The organism is Tabrizicola sp., from assembly GCF_022842145.1.
Lineage (GTDB): Bacteria > Pseudomonadota > Alphaproteobacteria > Rhodobacterales > Rhodobacteraceae > Tabrizicola.
The window spans coordinates 183,698-204,964 of the sequence record NZ_JALHQD010000005.1; the positions used below are offsets into that span (position 1 = coordinate 183,698).

At 57.7% G+C, this 21,267-nt stretch carries 14 protein-coding genes, 1 tRNA gene and 2 pseudogenes; 5 read left to right on the plus strand and 12 right to left on the minus strand.

Going from position 1 to position 21,267, the window contains the following annotated elements:
- Positions 1–40: 40 nt before the first annotated feature.
- Both Q0C42_RS13740 and Q0C42_RS13745 read left to right on the plus strand, forming a co-directional pair.
- Positions 41–1,402 carry a HAMP domain-containing sensor histidine kinase gene (locus Q0C42_RS13740; protein ID WP_295076866.1) on the plus strand — a complete coding sequence of 454 codons (1,362 nt, stop codon included), beginning with the start codon at positions 41–43 and terminating at the stop codon, positions 1,400–1,402.
- 49 nt (positions 1,403–1,451) lie between these two features.
- A tRNA-Arg gene (locus tag Q0C42_RS13745) sits at positions 1,452–1,528 on the plus strand.
- 1,134 nt (positions 1,529–2,662) lie between these two features.
- Here Q0C42_RS13745 and Q0C42_RS13750 read toward each other — a convergent pair.
- The 4 genes and pseudogenes from Q0C42_RS13750 to Q0C42_RS21645 form a co-directional block, all read right to left on the minus strand.
- Positions 2,663–3,022, minus strand: a complete 360-nt coding sequence (locus tag Q0C42_RS13750; protein ID WP_295076870.1) for a hypothetical protein — start codon at positions 3,020–3,022, stop codon at positions 2,663–2,665.
- A gap of 975 nt (positions 3,023–3,997) precedes the next feature.
- Complete coding sequence (locus Q0C42_RS13760; protein ID WP_367115740.1) at positions 3,998–4,270, minus strand: hypothetical protein; 273 nt, start codon at positions 4,268–4,270, stop codon at positions 3,998–4,000.
- Positions 4,271–4,333: 63 nt separating this feature from the next.
- Positions 4,334–5,461: pseudogene (locus tag Q0C42_RS13765) on the minus strand (IS3 family transposase).
- 1,177 nt (positions 5,462–6,638) lie between these two features.
- The gene (locus Q0C42_RS21645; RefSeq protein WP_367115741.1) at positions 6,639–6,788 is read right to left on the minus strand and encodes an integrase core domain-containing protein; all 150 of its coding nucleotides are present in this window, start codon (positions 6,786–6,788) and stop codon (positions 6,639–6,641) included.
- 501 nt (positions 6,789–7,289) lie between these two features.
- On the opposite strand from Q0C42_RS21645, the gene Q0C42_RS13770 reads away from it, so the two are divergent.
- The 3 genes from Q0C42_RS13770 (at position 7,290) to Q0C42_RS13780 (ending at position 13,232) form a co-directional block, all read left to right on the plus strand.
- Positions 7,290–9,944, plus strand: a complete 2,655-nt coding sequence (locus tag Q0C42_RS13770) for a calcium-binding protein (protein ID WP_295076876.1) — start codon at positions 7,290–7,292, stop codon at positions 9,942–9,944.
- Positions 9,945–10,194: 250 nt separating this feature from the next.
- Positions 10,195–11,931 (plus strand): type I secretion system permease/ATPase, encoded by a 1,737-nt coding sequence (locus Q0C42_RS13775; RefSeq protein ID WP_295076878.1) that lies wholly within the window; start codon positions 10,195–10,197, stop codon positions 11,929–11,931.
- A complete protein-coding gene (locus Q0C42_RS13780) occupies positions 11,928–13,232 on the plus strand; it encodes an HlyD family type I secretion periplasmic adaptor subunit (RefSeq protein ID WP_295076880.1) in 1,305 nt (434 codons plus the stop codon). The genes Q0C42_RS13775 and Q0C42_RS13780 overlap by 4 nt, the downstream gene beginning before the upstream one ends.
- A 1,176-nt stretch (positions 13,233–14,408) precedes the next feature.
- Here Q0C42_RS13780 and Q0C42_RS13785 read toward each other — a convergent pair.
- The 8 genes and pseudogenes from Q0C42_RS13785 to Q0C42_RS13815 all read right to left on the minus strand — a co-directional run bounded on the left by Q0C42_RS13785 (position 14,409) and on the right by Q0C42_RS13815 (position 21,246).
- A complete protein-coding gene (locus Q0C42_RS13785) occupies positions 14,409–14,858 on the minus strand; it encodes a hypothetical protein (RefSeq protein WP_295076882.1) in 450 nt (149 codons plus the stop codon).
- 225 nt (positions 14,859–15,083) lie between these two features.
- Positions 15,084–15,275, minus strand: a complete 192-nt coding sequence (locus Q0C42_RS21650) for a helix-turn-helix transcriptional regulator (protein ID WP_367115742.1) — start codon at positions 15,273–15,275, stop codon at positions 15,084–15,086.
- Between the two features lie 1,534 nt (positions 15,276–16,809).
- Complete coding sequence (locus Q0C42_RS13790) at positions 16,810–17,244, minus strand: hypothetical protein (RefSeq protein WP_295077119.1); 435 nt, start codon at positions 17,242–17,244, stop codon at positions 16,810–16,812.
- A gap of 86 nt (positions 17,245–17,330) precedes the next feature.
- A pseudogene (locus Q0C42_RS13795) lies at positions 17,331–17,429 on the minus strand (hypothetical protein); the annotation flags it as partial.
- Between the two features lie 330 nt (positions 17,430–17,759).
- Positions 17,760–18,095, minus strand: coding sequence for a hypothetical protein (locus tag Q0C42_RS13800; protein ID WP_295076885.1), 336 nt, complete (start codon positions 18,093–18,095; stop codon positions 17,760–17,762).
- Entirely contained in the window at positions 18,092–18,742 is a 651-nt protein-coding gene (locus tag Q0C42_RS13805) for a hypothetical protein (protein WP_295076888.1), read from the minus strand. The genes Q0C42_RS13800 and Q0C42_RS13805 overlap by 4 nt, the downstream gene beginning before the upstream one ends.
- Positions 18,739–20,100, minus strand: a complete 1,362-nt coding sequence (locus Q0C42_RS13810) for a hybrid sensor histidine kinase/response regulator (RefSeq protein WP_295076892.1) — start codon at positions 20,098–20,100, stop codon at positions 18,739–18,741. Before Q0C42_RS13810 ends, Q0C42_RS13805 begins: the two co-directional genes overlap by 4 nt.
- Positions 20,101–21,246, minus strand: a complete 1,146-nt coding sequence (locus tag Q0C42_RS13815; protein WP_295076895.1) for an FIST N-terminal domain-containing protein — start codon at positions 21,244–21,246, stop codon at positions 20,101–20,103.
- Positions 21,247–21,267: the final 21 nt, after the last annotated feature.

The following is a 21,267-nucleotide window of genomic DNA, read 5'->3' on the forward strand; positions in this document are numbered from 1 at the left end:
ACGCAAGAGATTTCTCAAGACGCTTTCGGGACGCTTCCTGATGCTTACCGTCATCTTCGTGATGCTGGCCGAAGTGCTGATCTTCGTGCCTTCCATCGCGCGGTTCCGGGCCGATTTCATGCTGACCCGGTTGAAGCAGGCGCAGATCGCCGCTCTCACACAGCTTGCGGCCGAAGACATGGTCTCGCCCGAACTTGAGGCCGAGCTTCTGGCCAACGCCGAGGTCTACAACGTCGTCCTGCGGCGGGACGAGGTGCGGCAGCTGGTGCTTTCGTCCCCGGTCCCCGGCGAGATCCATGACACGTTCGACCTACGCATGGCCGGCCCGTGGGAGTTGATCCGCGACGCCTTCGCCTGTCTGCTGGACCCGCAGGATCGCGTGGTGCGGGTGATCGGCTATCCGGTCCAGGAGGCTGGAACGCTGATCGAAGTGACGATGGAGACCAAGCCCCTGCGCGAGGCGATGCTGGATTATGGACTGCGGATCCTGATCCTGTCCGCCCTTATTTCCGTCGTCACCGCGCTGCTGCTGTTCCTCGCCGTCCAACGCCTGCTGGTCACGCCGATCCGCCGCGTGGTGCATCACATGCAGACCTATGCCGAAGCGCCCGAGGACGCGCGCCGGGTGATCGAGCCGAATGCGGATGTCGAGGAACTGCGTGCGGCTGAAGAGGCTCTGCAGTCAATGCAGATGCAGTTGACCAATGCGCTGCGGCAGAAGGAACGGCTGGCCCAGCTGGGTGGTGCGGTGGCAAAGATCAGCCATGACCTGCGCAACATCCTGACCACGGCGCAGCTTTTCGCCGACCGGCTGGAGGGCAGCGCCGACCCCGTCGTCACCCGGGCGGCACCGAAGCTGATCAATTCGATCAGCCGGGCGGTCTCCCTGTGCGAATCCACCCTCGCCTTCGGCAAGGCCGAAGAACCCCCGCCGCAGCTTCGCCGCCTGAACCTGGCGCAGCTGGTGGGCGAAGTGGTCGAGGGCGAAGCCCTGGGGGCTGATAGCTCGATCACCTGCCTGATCGAGGTGCCGCCGGGCCTGATCATCCGCGCCGACGGCGAGCAGCTTTATCGCGTGTTGTCCAACCTGATCCGCAATGCCCGGCAGGCGATCGAGGCCACCAGCCAGCCCGGCACCATCGAGGTCTCGGCTGGCGAGGACGAGGGTGAATGGTGGGTCCGGGTTGGCGATACCGGTCCGGGCATGCCGCCGAAGGCGCGCGAGCACCTTTTCGCCGCCTTCCAGGGCGGTGCGCGGAAGGGCGGCACCGGCCTTGGACTTGCTATCGCCGCCGAACTGGTCCGCGGTCACGGCGGCCGGTTGGAGCTGGTCCGCAGCGACGCCGAGGGCACCGAGTTCGCCATCCACCTGCCCAAGGAAACTACCGACCCCGCTCCTTGATTTCGCCCTTGCATTGCCCGGCGTGCAAGGCTACATCGCCCGACATTGCGGACCCGTAGCTCAGCTGGATAGAGCATCAGACTACGAATCTGAGGGTCGGGCGTTCGAATCGCTCCGGGTCCGCCACTCACCCTTGAAATCGTTGATTACCTTGGTGCGCCCTCGAACATAACCATCAATCAACCCACCATCTCCAAAACGCTTGTATGGCTGTTCGGTCTCGAAACGGAGGGCAGTGCCATCATCGCGCCCAACTGCACCGGTAGGAATCAGTCGTGCGAGTAACGCGGTCCCCGTGAGGCTCGTATCAGTTTGAGCTGCCACTTTTCCCAATGACACCTTTACACGCCTGCACGGCCGAAAGGTCGGGCAGTTCTTCTAATGGGACACCTCAAGAGCGCCATTGTGCAGTGAGCGTTGCAGCGACTTGGCCTGCCCCCAGTCCAGCGACAGCCAAGCCGCCCACTCATCCGGCTGTGTCAATATCACCAGCATCGCCTTGGGATGGATAGGCGCCACTTCGTCGTTAGGTTAACAGGTGAGGAAAGCGAAGAGGACGTCCGTGGTCGCGCCGTCCTTTAGCTTGCGGATCGAGGTCCAGGCGGGCGCCCAAATACCAGCGAAGAAAATGGGCCGATCTGCCGCCAGCTTGAATCAGGCGTTTCCGGCTCCCCTGCCGCCGGCGCGAGGTTCGGCAAACCGATCCACCGGCACCAGGCAGCGGTTGGCCGCACTTAGCCATCGCCGCCAGTGGGGAGAGTCTACATTCCGAACTTTGGTCACGCCTCGATCAATACCTGAAGGGCTGTGAAACTGCGGTGGCGACGGGAGACCCAACGCGCCTTGAGTAAGACGTGCCCGCCGTCGCCAGCAGTCAGGATTGGCGCGGTTCGGTCTGGATAGACTTCCCCGGATTCGAATATTGCCCGCCTCATTAGCCATACCGTCAAAGAGATGGCGCATAGCCTCGGCTGAGGTCGTGTGGTGGAATAGGTTGCACATGGCACACCACGCAGGTGGTCGGGGAGTTGTGTCAACATTTCCTCTAGCCGCAACTTCCGGGCGGATAATGTTCCTGCTAAGTCCTCCCGCATGCCGTGGCCCAAAACAGTCCCCGAAGATCTGTGCCGCAAGCTTGAGGCGGTCCTGGGTTACATAACCGCCCAGCGCCGCAGGACGTCTGGGGCGCAGTGCTGGAATGGCTGGAGGCCGAAGGGGTCGAGGCACCACCCGGCCAGCGGAGAGAATGCGTAAGACAGTCTACCTCTTTCGAAGGCTGACAATAAGCGCCGACACCCCAAAAACGAGGATCGAACTGACCGCAACACGAATCGCAAGCTGCGGGTTGACCAGCGTCTCAACCTGAAACAATGGCTTTCCATCCGCTGTGCCCAAAGCGGTCAAGAAATACGCGACTACGCCAGCGGCGCATGTTGACCATGCAAGGCTCATGGAAGTCGCGCCTGACCGCAACGCTGCCCGCGGCAGACACAGTCGGTCATGCCGCCCCCATCCAATGACAACCAGGTTTGACAACTGCGCCGCAGGACCTTCCTGCACCGGCGCGGTCGCCAGATCACGGACGAGAGCATCAAAAGTCTTTGTTCTGGCAAAGCTCATCAGCTGGGACGCTACCATGTCCCCGTCGAGTTTCCACGGACGCGTAGAAAGCTGCCCAAGGAGCATACTGCGCGTCAAAGGGTTTCTATAAAGAGTCGGAAGGGCAGGCCGGACGGCACGTACCAGTCGAATTGATGCAGACAGCGTAGCGAACTTGCTGCGCGGCAGCTAGCAGTGCGCCAACGTGGATCTGCGCACCCTTCTCGAAGGAACTCAATTCCCGTTTTGCCCACGAAGTCTTGTCATTAGATCAATCCTGGAAGTTCATAGAACTTAGCCCAAGGGCCCCGGTGAGAATGCGCTGAAAATCAATTACTGTACGCGCGTCCAACGCTGTTACCGAGCTTTCCACGCTTGCTTTGACCACTGTTGTGAAAACGGCACTAAGATACGTGCCAGGGTAACCTTAGGGTCATATACTCCGCTAAGGACTTTCTCAACTATCTCTGGCGAAAGTAATGTCAGTTTCAGCAACCGCGTCATGTAAGAGGAGGCGAGCCTCTCTCGCTCGGCCGGTTCGGCGATGGTGGCGAACTCCCCTGATTCTAGCATTCGCTTCCACCGGAAGGCCCGCGCTAACACCTTGATCAGAGTGTTGTCGCTTCGGTACGGGTTTGCTGCGCCGTCCAGCAACTGCATTTTCTTCCGCCCGCCGCGCCGCACAATGCGGAACGGAACACGGAGCGATATGACGTCGGCGCGCTGCTTACCCTCTAAGTTGCCATCATCCTGACCACGCCTGATCTGTCATATTGTGTTTGGCGGTGCCTATCCCGTGCTAGGTCGTTCCATTTTTCGTCGTTCGCAGTGCTAAGAGTTTCAGGTTCGGTATCAAGTTGATATCTTTATTGGGCGACTCGCGCCACGGTTGAGAATGATGGGGAAAGGTTAGAGCTTTATGAATACTTCCCAGCTTCATACGACGTTTCCAACCTTCGCGAGGAGCTCGCGCGTTAGCCCACACAAACCGTCAACTCACGGCAGCACGTCCAGCCCCTCCTCACCGATGTTCACCCTCTCCACCAGCAACGCCACCATGCGCGACTGCTCGGCGGGGGACAGTTCGTCCCACAGCGTATCCAGCCACTGCAGCGCCGCCGTTGCGTCCGCTTCGGTGATGCGGGCATCATGCGCCCGCGCCGCCATCCAAGTCCCCGCGATGATCTCCGGCTGCCGGAACTGCGCCCGAAGCTCCTTGATGACCGCGGTTTCTAGATCGCCCGATGGAACGCGCCCGATCGGGCACACGCCTTTACCGAACTTCAAGACACTCTGGACCTGTCGCGGTTCTGTTCCGGTCAGGTGCTCATGTTAAGCGGCTTTGCGTTCGAAAGCCACGGGGCTTTTCCGGCCCAAGGCTGAGCGTCTGCGGCGTGGATTGTAGAAGCCGTTGATGTATTCGGAGATGGCAACTTCGACGTCTTGACGGGTCTGCTTGTTCGTGCGCCAGACCAGTTCTGCCTTGAGGGATTTGAAGAAACTCTCGACGGCGGCGTTATCATAACAATTTCCTTTGCCACTCATTGACGCCACCAGTCGATCGTTGCGCAAGATTTTCTGGTAGTCGTGCGAACAGTATTGGCTGCCGCGGTCCGTGTGGTGAATGCATCCCCTCCGTGGCCTGCGCAGAGAGATGGCCATGTTCAGGGCGCGGATCGCCAGGTCTTTCTTAATGCGACTGCTGATAGCCCAGCCGACCACCCGCCGTGAATGCAGGTCCAGGATGACTGCCAGATAGACCCAGCCCTCCCGCGTCCAGACATAGGTATGTCACCAGCCCATTTCTGGTTGGGTTGGCTCGCGGCGAAATCCTGCTGCAGGAGATTCGGCGCTATGTTGAATGTGTGGTCGCTGTCGGTGGTTGCTTTGAATTTATGGGTTCTGACCACTGAAATGGCATTCTGCCGCATCAAACGACCCACCCGACGGTGCCCGACACGCACCCCAACTCGTTCAGATCTTCAGTCATCCTTGGGCGGCCATAGCTGCCCTGGCTCGATCTATGCTGATTGCGGATATGCGCCAAAAGCAACATGTCGCGCCGCTGCCGATGGGATACAGGCCGATGCTTCCAAGCCCGAAGACCTCGATCCGTTACCCCCATCACGCGGCAGGCATGCGCCCTGGAAAGCGCCCCCTGATAGTCGTCCAGAAACGCGAACTTCTCGGCTTTTGGGCCGCGAAGAACCGAGTGGCCTTTTTTAGCAGTTCCCTCTCCTCCTTGAGAATCCGGTTCTCACGCCGAAGCCGCTCATTCTCGCGCAAAAGGTTCTGGTCGGAGTCGGGTGGACCTGCCTCGTCAGAAACCTTCTTCACCCATTTGTTCAGGGTAGAAAGCCCAACCCCCAAATCAGACGCAACCTGACGCCATGTCAGGCCGCTGGTCTGTGCGATGCGAACCGCATCACGCTTGAACTCGTCGCTGTGTATCGCTGCCATATCCGGTCTGCTTGATGGCGAGTTGATCGCAAAAGACCGGAACAAAACCGCGACAGGTCCAAGGTGGTTGTAGAGTTGAAAGAGATTTATGCTTCTCACTCCGCAAGCTGATTTACAAGAACGGAGATTGCCCTCGTAGCGTCCCCCCACAGAGTTCACGAGTTTGTCGAGCATAGACGCGCAGTTCGGAAGGAACCTGACCGCCCTCCATCACCATTGCTTCAATCGCGCGGCTACAAGCCTGGTGTAGGCGGTCGTCCGAATTCCTGTTCGCGTGGAGGCGGGCTTCCCGGATGACCTTAAGCGCGTCCTTTTGCCATTGTCTCATTGTGAGCAATCTCCAAGCAGCGTGTGCCGCAAGAAGAGTGCCTTTTGGTAAAGATTCGCTTAATGAGTAAGCGCGAAGAAGTGCGATCTCTCTTGGGTTGCAGTTTGCGCACTTTGCTTCATGGCTTCAAACTGGTTCGCCAACAGGTCTTTGGCTTCTGTAGCGCAAACGATTGCCAGGAGCTTGAAAGCCTCTGCGGTGGCAGCGAACCCTTCGCGCTCTGCCATCGCAGCAGCGACAAGGGCTTGGTTCTTCAGTTCGCTCGGATGCATTTAACACCTAAGATTTGATCAACTTTCGCCCATACTATGCCCCGAGAGTTAAGGAAGTGTTAAACGAGCCGAACGGGTGGACAGTGAACCGGAAATGAACAACCAACTATCTCTACATTGTGCGTTCTTCTCGGCTCTGGGAACCATACATGCGTTTGTCTTTCGATTTCTCGCACCACCCAAGGGTCAGAATTATCTTCCTGTTTCCACAACATCGCCCATTGTTCTGAGATGTAGGTACAATCCAAGATTGGTTAACTCCATGTTTCATGGGTGCGGCTAGCTGGTTTTCCATTGGCATAGAGAGAGCGGCCAACGGATTCACCGGGCAACATCAGCAACCGAGTAGCTAAGCACGTGGATCTCTTCTGCCCCTCCGCCAAGGTTCTTAGCAGGATTGACTGGCAGAAGGCTTGACATGAAGGGGCGTTGACTGCCCGCCAACGAACGTGTGCGTTTCTGAGGCACACCCAACGGTGATCGAGAACTTCGACGCATCGTTTGCAGCTGAGGAGTTGGCGCGGTTCCGTCGCGATCTGGGCACGGCTGTCGGTCAGTGTCGAGAACAGCACCTCGTTCAGGATTCGTCGCAGAATCGACCGTTGGAGCTTTCGACGAACCCATTCTGCCAAAAATCACCGCGCGCGATGTAGTGCCACTGGACGGTGGTGTCTTGCCACCGGAACAAGATCGCCATCGAGGTGAACCCGGTGCCACTGCGGAACATGATGATATGTGGACTGCTCGCTTGGAAGACTTTGTATCGAGTTCGCGCCGCCCCCCCTGGCACCGTACACCGAGGTATCGGCACTCACGTTCAGCAACTCCCGCGCTCCACGACCGCCAACCGGCGGCCATCGGTCGAATGGCATCTTTGACATGGAGACCGGGCGCAATAACATGAAGTTGCAAAAAAGCCACAGATCACTCGAACATCTCAAAACTTTACCGAAATTCAGATCTAAAAAGACAGCGAAAATCCGAAATGTAAACCGACTATTAACGCTGGGGCGGTCAACTGAAAAAAAGAGGATCGAAAATGGTAAACATCAATCTGTGGCCCTTCGGGACAATGAAGTACACGGGGACTACTGCCTCAGACGATCTATTCGGGACCAACTTTCTGTTTGCGCGTGACGGCGCCTGGACGCCAGGTGCAATTTCCCAACCATACCAAGCATTCGCGTCTGAAGTTGGGCTCTCAACAATGAGGTACCCTGGCGGAACCATGACCGAAGATCTTTTCGACATGGAGAATCCCAACAATACCGGCAACCCGGTGGCCGGCCAGAAAGGCCTGGTGCCGCTAACGTCCTTTCTTGAATTCGCGGGCTCAATCAATGCGTCTGCTACCATTGTGATTCCCACCTATCGGCTCTTCACGAACACGTTCGATGCAAGCGGAAAAAGGATCATTGATCCCAATGCTGAGTCCATTGTAAATAACTTTGTCCTTTTTGCCCTTGAGGAAGCAAAGGCCGCCGAAACCTCGATTGTTGCATTTGAACTAGGAAATGAATGGTGGGTCAATAATGAAAGCCTATTTGGCTTTAGGATGAGTCCCGTTGATTACGGGCGAATGGCAAACTTCCTGGCACGAACTATTCAAGAAGCTATCATTGAATACAACTTGGGCCAGCCCAAATGGAACAAAGAAGATCCCGAAATTGTTATCCAAGTTGGCCCCGGTGGAAACGCGGAATGGTATTCCCGCGCCGAGCTTGGCCTCCCCACCGCGGGCAAGCCCGCCGATATTACTGCAACTGAAGCTATATTTAATCAGATATCGGACCCAGTATCACAATCGGCCATAGATGGAATTCTTACCCACAGATACCTTCACGGTGGCGACCATGCCGTCACTGGATGGGCATATAGACCATTCGAGTATTGGGAGCATCTGGCGCGGAATACCCCTGGATTCAATACCAACGTGAGCCGGTATGTAACTGAATGGAATGTGTCGGCAAGAAATGAAAATCAGTTTGGACTGAGGCAGTTTGATTCAATGATTCTGTTAACGCAGGAGATGATGAATGCGGGTGTCAGTCATGCGAACGTTTGGGCTGTCCAGCAGAACAATGACACTAAACTAACTTACAATACGGGTCTCCGGGAAGCGCAGTACGCTGGATTAACGTTCGGAGGACTTGCGTTCGATATGATGGCTGCTCAGTTGCCGGGCCAGCAGACAATCTTCAATCCTGGAACTATTTCCGACCTTCAATCAGCCATGTTTGGATCTGAATCCCGAATTGTCTACTTTCTGACTAACAAGACTGGAAACATCAGGAATGACGTCATTAGTAAGTTTACGATCCCGGCTGGAACAGAACATGTAAGCATCTATGAAGTTGAGGAAGGATCTGACGGGAAACCTACCGTAACTGTTCGAACGTCTAGCCTTCAAAACCTGCCTAGCCAAGTGCAGTTGACGCTTTCCACCGATGAAACTGTAATGATAGTGCTCACTCTAGGCGCCAATGGTGCGACCGTCGAAGGCTACGATCGCGCAGACATTTTGCTTGGAACCGTAGGGCCAGACCATATGAGTGGGGGGCTTCAGAATGACTCCATTGCTGGCTACTATGGAAGTGATACAATTCTGGGCGATGAAGGTAGTGATACGCTATTAGGTGGTGAAGGAAGTGATGTTCTAGAGGGGGGCAGCGGAGACGATCTAGTTCTGGGCGGAGATGGCAACGATTCTATCGGTTGGAGTTCCGGTTCTGATACCATAGTAGGGGGTTCGGGAGAGGATATGCTCAATTTTTCCCGTATGACTCTGAGCGTTTCCATTGATCTACAGGATCACTTCGTTTCGATTCCCGCTACGGGCGTAACTATCTCGGAATTTGAGAGCCTAATCCTAGGAAGTGGTAATGACACCCTGTTCGGAGGAGTTGGCCGAAACAGGATCGAAGCCGGCTGGGGAAATGATTACCTGGATGGGCGCGAAGGTGAAGACACACTTGAGGGTGGGGATGGTGATGACACCGTTCTGGGTGGTGCTGGTGAAGATCTTCTCGATGGTGGCTCCGGCAATGATGAGCTCTATGGCGGCGACGGCGCGGATTATATGGTTTCAGGCGATGGCCATGATTCGATTTTTGGTGGCATGGGAGATGACATCCTTGAGAGCGGAACTGGAGATGACTTAGTTATTGGAGGCGACGGAGCAGACGTCCTGATGGGAAACTCTGGCGACGACACCATGTTAGGGGGATCTGGTGATGATCGGGCCCTAGGTGGCTTGGGATGCGATGTTATCCTTTTAGGTATAGGTGATGATTACTCCGACGGTGGTGGTGGTGACGATTTTATGTTTGGTGGGACAGGTTCCGACTCTTTGAGAGGCATGAGTGGTGATGACTTTGTCCTTGGTGGGTCGCAACTATCATTAGATTTCTGGAGCGCACTTTTCGGCACAAGTACCAATCTAGAAGAGTATGTTGCCTCTATAATGTCGGACCCCGAAGATAAAGCGTCTTATCCATCCGACGATCGCATGATAGGAGGCCAAGGAAATGACACGCTAGTCGGCGGTGCTGGAAACGATTTGATTTTCGGTGAGATGGACGATGATTGGATCATTGGCGGGGGGGGGGGCGACCTCCTGTCTGGGGGCTTTGGAAGCGACACCTTTATCTTCGATTTGACAGCTTTTCATCAAGCCACAATTGTGGATTTTCATGCGTTCGATGACAGGATCATCCTGGTAGGATTGATGCCGCTTGGTATGGGTTCGATTTCGGAGTTCATAGATCATAGTGCGTCGGTATCTTCAGAAGGGGTGGTGGTCAACCTTTTGGGAGGATCTGAAATTCTTTTCCTTGGTAGGAAAAGTATTGATTTTCTACACTCCACCTTAGATTACTGGTGATGCGTTATTTGGTTTAGCGTCGCTCGGCATTGAAATAGGAGTCGGTTCATTCATAAAACTCGATGCGAGTCAGTTTGCCAGAAGTTTTTTCGAATTTTTTTTGTCTTAGCATAGTGGGCTTGTAGATGCCGAGCGGCCCTTTATTAATGGTTTGGCAATCAGTTCATGGCATCTATTCACTGTTCAATTGGTTCAGGCAACTCACCTTTGCCCCGGACTTGTGTTGAGCGAATGGCATAGCGGGGCGTAGATGCGGAAACGTGATTCGGTACAGGGCAGGAAAGAGCTGTGGTCTGCGTTCAGTGCGTCTTCTGGTCTCGTCCTTGCGACTTTATTGTACAGTATTGTTGTCAACCTCCTTATGTTTACCGGTCCACTATACATGTTGCAGGTCTATGATCGAGTGCTTGGCGCTAGGTCCGAGGCAACGCTAGTTGCGCTCTCTGCTCTCGTGATCTTCCTGTTCTTGGTCATGGGAGTGCTTGAGCACTCTCGGAGCAAGATAATGGCATTCGCCGGTGCGCGCTTTCAGGAACGGTTGGAGCGACGTGTGTTCGCCGCAGCGATGCAAAGGTCGTCTAGGGTTCCGAGTGATCCGGTGGCGCTCACCGCTCAGCGTGACCTTGAAGCCATCAGGACCTTTCTTGGGTCTTCAGTCATTCTTGCCATTTTGGATCTCCCGTGGACCCCGCTTTTCATAGTAGTGCTCTTCATCTTTCACTCCTTTATAGGTTGGCTAGCCGTGGGTGGGGCGGCTATTCTGATTCTCGCATCCGCATTCAACCAGGTTCTTTCACAGGGACTGCAGAAGGAGGCCGGTTTTACCGCGTTTCAGGCCGATCGTATGGCGGACTTGATGAAGGCTGAGGCCGAAACAATGCATGCTCTCGGTATGTCTGGCGCGGGGTTCGACCGCTGGCAAAAGGTGCGTAAAACTGCTCTAAGCAAGGCCATCTCTGCGGCGGGAGTCTTGGGTTGGTTCGGGTCATTAACCAAGACGTTTCGCATTTTTCTGCAATCTGCAGTGCTTGGCTTAGGAGCTTGGCTGGTTCTAAAGGAGGAACTGAGTGCAGGCGCAATGATTGCAGGCTCGATCCTGATGGGCCGCGCCCTTTCGCCGATAGAGATTGTTGTTGGGCAATGGACCCTTGCGCAGAAGGCTGGTGACGCGTGGCAACGGCTGTCTGAACTTCTTTCGTGCACTCCGCCGCCGCAGGCACGGACGGCTCTGCCCCGCCCGAAATCTTTACTTGATGTCGAGGCGCTGAGTGTTGGTGCCCCTGGCGAGCCAGTTCCTCTTTTGCGTATGGTCAGCTTTCGGCTGGAACCCGGCCAAGCGCTTGGTGTGATTGGGCCGTCAGGAGCTGGCAAGTCGACGCTTGCCCGCGCACTGACCGGTGCTTGGCGTCCTATGGCCGGGAAAATCCGGCTCGATGGGGCGGCGCTGGAACAGTATGATCCGGACATACTTGGACGGCTAATCGGCTATCTCCCGCAGCGGATCACTCTGTTCGATGGGACTATCGCCGAAAACATAGCTCGGCTCGATGATCAGGCGGACAGTGCCCGGATCGTTGAGGCGGCGCTGAAAGCTGACGCGCATGACATGATCGTTCGGCTGCCGGATGGCTATGACACCCGCGTCTCGTCAGGCGGGGGCCGACTATCGGGGGGGCAGATGCAGCGGATCGCTCTGGCTAGGGCGCTGTATGGTGACCCAGCTTTGCTTATCCTGGACGAGCCGAACTCGAACTTGGACAATTCCGGCTCCATGGCGCTGAACATAGCGATCCGCACGATGAAGGCAGAAGGCAAGTCCGTCCTGATCATGGCGCACCGGCCGGCAGCAATCCAGGAATGCGATCTGCTTCTGGTCCTTGAAGGCGGGGTGCGCAAAGCTTTCGGGTTGCGCGATCAGATACTGCGCGACCAAGTCAAGAACCACACGGAACTTCTGAAGCGTGCCTCTCCGGGAAGCACGGCATGAGCTCGTCGGATGCGCAGTGGTCGGCGGCACGCCCGCTCATTTGGGGGTTTCTGACGCTGGGGTTGCTGGTCGGCGGCCTGGGTGCCTGGTCGGCGCTGACCACCTTAGCAGGCGCGATCATCGCCCCGGGTCAGATCGAGGTTTCGCAGAATCGCCAAATTGTCCAGCACCCGGACGGTGGGGTGATCGAGGAAATCATGGTGCGGGAAGGCGCCGAGGTTCTGGCTGGCGATGTGCTGATGCGGCTGGACGGCAGTGCGCTGAACTCTGAACTGGTGATCGTTGAAAACCAGTTGCTGGAACTTGCCGCGCGTCAGGCACGCCTTGTGGCGCAAAGCGACGCGAACGCGGCGGTCCGCTTCCCGGAGAAACTGCTTTCGACCGCCGCCTTGCGCGCCGATGTGGCCGAGATGCTGGCCGGTCAGCAAAGCCTTTTTGCCAACCAAGCCAAGATGATGGCTCAGGCGCAAGAACAGCGCCAGACGCGCATCGGCCAGATCGAAAGCCAGATTGAGGGCTTCGCGGCGCAGCAGGATGCGATCCGCGCGCAGACCGGGTTGCTGGACAAGGAACTTGGCACCCAGCGTGAGTTGCTGGCTAAAGGCCTGACGCAGTCCGCCCGCGTCTCGGCGCTGGAACGCGAGCTTGCGCAGTTGAAGGGACAGCTGGGCGAATTGACGTCTGCGCGCGCCGAAGCCGCGGGCCGCATCACCGAAATCGAGATCGAGATCACCGCATTGCTTACCCAGCAGGAAGAGCAGGCCCAGGCGGAATTGCGCGATCTTGTGGCAAGCCAGAGTGAACTGGAAGAGCACGAGCGCGCTTTGCTGGAACGGATTGCGCGGCTTGATGTCAGATCCCCTGCCTCGGGCCTTGTGCTGGGAATGCAGGTTACAACGCCTCAGGCGGTGATCCGGCCGGCGGATGCCCTGATGTTCATCGTCCCGCAGGACAGGCCACTTCTGGTTGCCGCACGGGTGCCGGTCACTCATGTCGACGAGGTCCATTCCGGCCAGGATGTCCGACTGGTGTTCTCGTCGCTACCATCCCGAACGACGCCGGAAGTTGTTGGTCAGGTAACGCTCGTCTCCGCAGACGCTCTGACGGATGATCGATCCGGAATGAGCTATTTCAGAACGGAAGTTGCCATTGATGCCGCGGCCCTTCGCCAGTTGCGGGACGTGGACATCGTTCCCGGCATGCCTGTCGACGTCTTTATCCGCACGACTGACCGAACGCCGCTGTCTTACCTGCTGAAACCGTTCACGGACTACTTTCGGACTGCATTCCGGGAAACGTAAACTTGCGGCTGCGACCGGTGGGTGGAGAAGGTTCGACGGCAGGCCCATCCCCTCCAGCTCGTGGGGCTACCTTTGATTACCTGCGAGAGGGAGTTCGAAAAAGCCGTCGTCAACGCGCGCGCGAGGTATTCTGGTGCATCGGGTACTCACCGATGAAGATCACGTGACGATCAAGCTTGGCTGCTTTTCGAAGTAACAAGGCCATTGCCTTTCATCGTTCTTTGGGCTTGGCGACACGTCTGGTGTCTGGTGAGACGATCTAGGTGTTCTTGTATCTGGTGAAACGCACGTCGCAGTTTGCGCCTCCTAGCCCTCGATCATCCGCCATATACTGCGGCTTAGCCGACTTGTCGGGCAAGGCCACTCGGCGGGGAGAGCGAGGGTCGTTCATGGAGTGGTAGAGAAGCTTAGCCGCCTCATGCCGGACCTTTGCCTCAACTTCCCACGCTAGGGCCGCGTCTTCTCCATACGTTGCCCTACGGTTATTGAGTGCTGCGATCCGATAGTTGCGCATTGTAGACGCATCCATTAGAGCTCAGCGGTCAACTGAATTGCGCCAACTCCCCAAAGATATGCTTCCCCGACAGGCTCCCCGCGCTCCAATTCTCGAGAAACGATCTCGACCGGACGAAGGCCTGGCTCTTCCGCCAGTTGAGGCAGAACTATAGCGCGCTTGATGACATTGGAGCAGGCCGCAGCAAGTTCCGCGACAGTTGGCCAGACGCGGGTTTATGCATTGATATCCGAATCATCGACGCCTGGATCAAGAACGCCTCGTAGTCCACTACTGGCGCGAACTTGCAGAGAATACGGGCGAGGGCTTCAGCTTCGGACTGGGATGCTTTGGGATTCTCGCGCAGGTGCAGAGGCACGGTATAGCGATCCAGCCAACGCGTCAGGTGCTTCCCGATTTCGGAACCGCGGATGCTCATTGGATGTTCGTCCCGAAGTTGGTGAGGTCGTAGGGACGCGAAGGGGGTCTCGGCTTAAGTCGTGCAGTGATCCATGGGATCGGATCCACGGTGCCGGCCTTGCTGCAGTCCATGATTGTTTCGAGTATCTGTTCGTCCTGCCCTGGATTGTCCTTGCGGAGTTTCCCCACGAACCTGCGTGCACCGGTTTCTTGGATGCCACAATTGACGAGTACTCTCACACCCTCGTCGAAAATTGCCTTCGTCAGACTGATCGGCTCAGCGTCCAATGCGGTAGCATCGGAATCTTCTTCCCTTCTTTCACCCTTCTTCTTGGTTTGCGTCGCTGCTGCGCCGGAGGCTGCGTCGTTTCTGCGTCACTGCCACGCGGCGCATTCTGATAAATGTTGTAGTTGCAGATGGTTACGGTCAGGCCTTCGCCGGTATCTCGGTAGATCATGCATTGATCCTCGAGCTTGGCCAGATAGCGACGCACCGTCGGTGCAGACCACATCCACGCACTTGCAAGAAAACGCGTGGAGGCAGCGAGTTGACCGCGCTGCAGGTCAACAATGTGGTCAACGACACGCGTCGTTCTCGGTTTCCAGGAAGCGTTGGCAATAAGCCAGATCCACGCCTCGCGCTGGCTCATCGCTTCATCCTTGAAAGTGGGGTCGCCCCACAGATCGCGGGCAATGTTCACATTGACAGCCATTTTGCCTTTGCAATGTTGGCGACGACCCAGGTGGTCAAAGCGCCTGGCGTCACTTCCTGCACTAAAGTCCAATGACGGCGGAGGGCGATCTGGGATTTGATAGTCCCGGCGTAAGTGTCTGGCATCTTTATCTCCGGTGGCTACCGACGGACTGGGCAGGACATTACGGGCACGCAAGACCGGGCCATTTCCTGCAGCCCCATCCATCAATGGCGAGGCTGTCCTTCAGCCGCAGGAGGCGCGGCGGGCTTCCCAGGCTTCAACTTCCGAAAGCTTCCAGCGGGTGCAGCCTGGGGAAAGCGAAGTCGGTTTCGGAAAGTCGGGAACAGATTTTACCCAGCGCCAAGGCGTCGAGCGATGGACACCATAACGGCCGGCCAGTTCAAAGTCAGATAGGAAAACCTCAGGCGACGTCATCTTGCGTACTCCGGCTGTGTACGTATGCTCGCAACCTGCCGAAACGCTATCGGCCTAGTCCAAAGTACATTGCGACGAGTTTTGTCACCGCCTGTACGTTACCTTACAAAATGCCTCTGCAGAGCAACCGTTATTGTACTGGCTCTCTTTGGGTCTCCAGAAGGCTCATAGGCCTTAAGCACGAACGCAGGAAACGGACCACGATAGTTGTTGTACTCCCGAACCAACCATCTGACGGGCTATTTCCAAAGAACTTGCTGCAGACCTCGGCCAGCGATCGTATTAGCGCTCTCTGTGCTGTCGTGCCTATGTCCTCGACGGGCGGTCTGTCTCCAATTTCGGCCTCCAGGTATTTGGTAGCCGACAGTAACTCCTCGAGGAACGCGATCGCGTTGGGATAGTGTGAGGGGAGCTTCTGATCGATACGTTCAAGCAGGCCTCCGTCACTTGTCTTGTGGCCGGTCAACATCTCCATACCAGACTTCAGCCGAACGACCCTCTACGAATAATCGCAAGGTTCTTTGCTCGTGCTTTGGCGCGCTCAGGATAGGTCAGGTCGGACAAGACATCGCGTCGCGTGAAAGCAAATGATACGTTGTCTGCGAGATCACCCATAAGATCGCGCCACCCGGAAAATCGGTGCGCCCTTTCATCCTCTCTTGGGCGTAAAAAATGCGGAGGGCACCCCAGGCCAGCGCCATGCACTGCAAGGACGAGTCGCTCTGCAGCTTCAACACCCCAAGTCACCGAGAGCCCCCCAACCGTTGGCAGATGAATGATTGTCCTTCGATATAATCGTCCTCCTATCAGATTAGAGATGACGTCGGTTTGTGCCCCGTGCGTTGCGGCCCAAGTGAAGCATCGGTGCGATAGATTGCGACGTGATTGCAAACGAAAGACACCTTACGTAGGCGTTCAGAATATTGCAAAAGTTGTCTCAAGGTCCTTCTTGGTCACAGCGCTATGCGCTGATCGCGCGATTCCTTCACTCTGCGAACGGAAGCCAACTTTCATTTTGACGGAATCTTTCAGTCCGACGCGTAAGTGGCCCAGAATTACCTCCGTTTGCATTGTATAGGTGAGAATACTCTGCAGGCACGACTCAGCAATCCCTTCAAACTGCAAATGCCATCAATCTGATGCGAAGACTTCGTCACGACTACCGACCTTCCAAAAAATGCCACCCAATCAGCCATCATAGCGCGGCGCTTCTCAACCATATCACCCCGCCTGTACGCTGCCTCCACTGTGTTGCTGATCCGGTGCGCTAGCGCGACCTCTGCCATCTCACCAGGATACTCAGTCCTCTCGGCCGCCAAGAAACGTGCTTCGCATTCCGTGCGGCACGGGGCGGGCGCTTGCTTACGCGGTCAAGGTACCCCCGGTAGCCGGCCGCGACCTGTGCTATGTGCTGGCGTTTCATAAGCATCGAAAGGGCCATGTCCTAAAGTAGGCCAATTCTCGCACCAGGGAATAGGAGCAGCGTGCCGCTAAATCTCGGAAGGGTCTTTCAGGAGAGCCACAGATTCTGCGGTCAGCACCACACTATGTTCTCGCCGCACTTCATGCGATGGGCTGGGATGATCCAAAGTGACTTTTTAAAATCGACTTCCTCCCATGTGGCTCCCCTGACTTCGCCCGATCGAGCGGCTGTCGACGCCAGAAACTCCAAGGCGCGAGCAGGCAAGCTTTCGCTTTCGCGAATATCTGCAAACCATCTCGGAGCATCGTCTAGCTGCAAAGCCGGATGGTTGCTCTCATACGATACCTTGCTTGCAGCCGGAAGCAAATCTTTCAGGTTGCCTGCCCAGCGCGCCGGGTTGTCGTCGCTTCTAAACCCCGCCACAGTCGCCCAAGACAGAACCGCCTCGATCCGCCCACGAAGCCGGGTCGCGGTCTCAGTCTTTGCCGCCCAGATCGGCTGAGGGCAGCGAAGAACGGCGGCGGTATCGATCTCGCCGACCGGCATTCCGCCCGTCGGGCCTCAGTCAGCCGCGCCTTTGCGGCTTTCCGCTCCTGAATCGGATCAACCCCCCGTTCTACCCTGTCACGGGCCTCTCTGGCCTTGTCGCGAGCTTGCGAGAGCGTCACAGTGGGATACCCGCCCAATCCGATTCCCGGCGGCAGCCGCCGATCAGCATCCGCAGAATCCATGATTTCGCTCCGGTCGGGGTGAGCTGCATGTACAGACCGGTAACACCGCCAACCGGCACCATAAGGTTACCTTTTCCGCTAGAGTGAGCGAGACGCTTCACATCCAAGGCTCCTAGTTCAGCGGCGACTCTAGGCATTCCACGTTCCCGCTATAACACCCCTCGAAAAGGATGCCGCAGGAAAGGATGAACTACAACAGCATGCAACACGCCATGGCATCAGATTTCTGGTTTTCCCTAGTATTTCGGCACTTCGTCGCTTCGGAAGGCAACGGAATACGACGCAGAATGGCGGCCTCCGGGTCCGCCAAAATCCACAATGACGCCGCAGCTAAAAGCAGATGATCTCGGCTTCTGCTTCCGCCCGTCGCAAGTCCGCGACCTGGGCGTTTGCCGGAGCGGTATCGCGAAAGAGCGTGGACCTTTCGCCGGAAGTCTGGCGCATGGTCAGCACGGTTTCTGCCGCCACGTAGGCGTCATAGGGCAGGATCGTCGCAATCACGTCGATAGCGCAGGAACACTTGCGAAGCGCCTCGGGCGTCTGACCGTTCACCGCCATGCAACCAAACACGTAACCTGCCCGCGCCTCGGTAGGATAGTCGTTTGCCCCTGCGATCTGGGGGCAAGCCAGCACGATGACCGACGCAAGATGTAAGACCCGGGTCATTCGCTACCCTTTCCCGGATCGGACAATTTGAACGTCTCATGATAGCCAGTCTCCGGATCGGGAGTATCCGCGCTTAGGCTGAGGATGCGGCCAGGAACCGAGGGCGCGACCACGAACCGCAGCGTCAGGTCGGCAAACTCGCCCATTCGCTCACGATTGGGATCGTCTTCAAAGGGGCGCAGGGTGAATGCCTGTGCGGCGACCATGCTGCCGGCGTAAGGTTCGCTGGCGTCGGTTGGGTCGCCACCCGTGCGCAGGGCATCCTTGATACGGTTTCGGATGTAGAATGGGCTTCCACCGGTGAGTGTTGCCATGCTGCGGGCAACAGATTCCAGAAACACCAACAAAACGGGATTTCCGCCCTCTGCCGAAAAATCCCCAAGACTGCGGCTGCGGCTGTCGGCAATGAGTGTCAGAGACAGGTGCGCCGCCCCATTTGTGGGCTTGGAAAGCACCAGGCTCTCCTGGGACACGGGCTGGAAATCCGGTGCCGCGGGGCCGCTTCGGACATGCGAGTAAACAATCTCCACCCCGGGCGGCAAGGGCGAGAAGATCCCCTCGGCAAAGAGGCTGTCCGTTATGGCATCGGCGTTTGCAGGCCCGACAAGCATCAGACCTGACACTATCATCCAAAGCAGTCTGGTCATGGAATGCCCCCTTCCGTTCTCTCTTCAACCAACCGCAGCAGCGCGTGGCGCAGGTCCTCGGGCTGGATTGGCTTCTCCAGCACCCGGATGCCGTGGCGCGCGCAGCTTCGCACCATTGCGGCGTTGCGATGGGCCGTGACCACGACCGCCGGGATCTCCGCGCCGCTCAGGTCACGCAGGACGGTGATGGTCCGCAGTCCCGTATCGCTGCCCCGCAGGTGATAGTCGGCCAGGATCAGGTCCGGTTGCAGCCCAAGCTCTGTCACTGCTGCGCGTGCGCCGGCGGTGCCATCGACCACATGAGTGCGCATTCCCCAATTGTTGCGCAGGGTCACGGCATATCCATGTCGCATGGCGGCATTGTCCTCGACGATCAGGGCCTGCAACCCCCGCAGCCGATTGCGGTCGGGATGATGCCGTGCGCCGGTCTTCCGGACCGACGCATTCCGGGCCACGATTTCAAGGCCGATGCGGAAAAGCGATCCGCGGCCCGGTTCACTCTCCAGTTCGATCGGATGGCCAAGCTTTGCACAGGCGCGCTTGACGATGGACAGGCCGAGACCCATGCCAGGCTCGCCAGAACCGTCCTGTCCCAGGCGATGAAATTCGGCAAAGATCTGGTCACGGTCCTCGGCAGCAATGCCGATGCCGGTATCGTGGACTTCCAGCCAGGCCTGCCCGCCGCGCCGGCGTGCACCAATCAGCAGGCCGCCAGCTTCGGTGTACTTTATCGCATTTGACACCAGATTCTGCGCGATCCGTCGCAAGAACACCGGGTCGCTGTCCACGGCCAGGGAACTGCGGACAAAGCGCAAGCGCAGACCACGCGCGGCAGCGGGCGCCTCGAACTCGACGCGCAGTCGATCAAAGAGCGCGTCAAGGCTGACTGCCTTGCGGTTGAACTCGATCCGTTGCGAGTCGAGGCGCGAGATGTCTAGGACGGCGCGGATCAGCTCTTCCACGGACTCGAAGGCGTTGCCCAAGCGCTTGACCAGATCGGTCTGATCGATCCCAAGCTCCATCATCGCAAGGTTGGACAGGAACAACCGGGCCGCGCTGAGGGGCTGCAAAAGGTCATGACTGGCCGCCCGCAGGAACCGCGTCTTGGACCGGTTGGCTTCCTCGGCGGCCAGTCGGGCGGCTGCAAGTTCATGGTTCTTCTGGCTCAGGTCGGCCAGCGCGCGTTCCAGGTCGCGGTTGCGCGCGGCCACTTCCTTTTCAAGCGCCAGCGCCGCCTGGAACAGCGACCAGGCCGACCCACGCGTCTTGTCGTAATGGTCCAGCCGTTCGATCAAAGCTGCGTTGATGCGTCCCAGCTTTTCGATCCGGCGTTCCAGATCATCTCCGTCTCGGAGCATCTAGTGCCTCTCGGGGTCCAGGAAGGCCAGACCGACGAAGGTCTGGTTCATGTGCATGCCACCATGCTGTTCGCCGTAGGTGTTGAAGCCGGCCATGTTGTAGCGGTGGAAGATATCCTTGATAACACCGCCAAGCCCCGCATGTTCCATCGCCAACCGCCGCAGGATGCAGTCGAAGGACAGGATCAGCGACGGAATGGCGGGAAGATCGCGCAGCATCGCCTCAAAGCCCTCGGTCAGGTCCTCGGCCAGACCCAGCGACATCACCGCACCAGTATCGATCGACGACATCAGCAGAAGCCCGCCCTCTTCGGTCTGCTGGCGGATCGCGCGGACGAAAAATCGCCCCCCCATGTTCACCAGCAAGGGGTGCCGGGCAAAGACCAGCGGCGATAACTCGGCGATCGGGACGCCAACGATGCGGGCGTATTCCTCGGCCGCAGGTTCGGCGTTGATCTCCAGCAAAAGACGTTCGGCCGGATTGGCGCGGGTGACGATCATCCGGGTTTCGGTGGCGCGGAAGTGGTCGAAGATCAGGTCGCGCACGTCGAGGTCTGTCTCGATCAGGCAGAAGATCGCAACATCGCGCAACACGGCCTGATCAGCGATCACAAAGGTCTGCGAAAAGTCCAGATCGTCCCCGGCTGAGCCGCCCATGACCATGACGTGCGGAAGGGCGGCGTCGAGCGTCGCCACCAGCACTTCTTCCTGCTGCGAAGACCCGTCGACCAGCAGAACCCCGAAAAGCCGGCGACCCGGGTCAGGCTTGAAACGCGCCAGCATGTCGCGCAGTCCTGTCATCCAGCGCGAGACTGGCAGGCGAGACAGCTCGTCCAATACCAGCACTTCGGACCGGAAGCTCTGCGCGGGAAAGCCGATCGCAACCGCCGTGCCATTGCAATAGCCCTCGCCAGACAATTCCCCCGCCGAGGAGCAGCCAACGATCCGGGTGTCGGCGGGCAATCCCTTGCGAAGATCCGCCGCCAAGACGGGAAGCATGGCACTGGGCGAGGCGAAGATCAGGACCAGGTCCGGATCGGCCGGCTTGAGGACCGAAAGCAGGCCAGCCGCCGCCGAGGCCACATCGCCCATGTGGATCGTTGCCTGAACCGGAGCCGTAATGTGCGAAGCGGGATACTCCCTCACCGTTTTCCCGGCCCCCTTCAT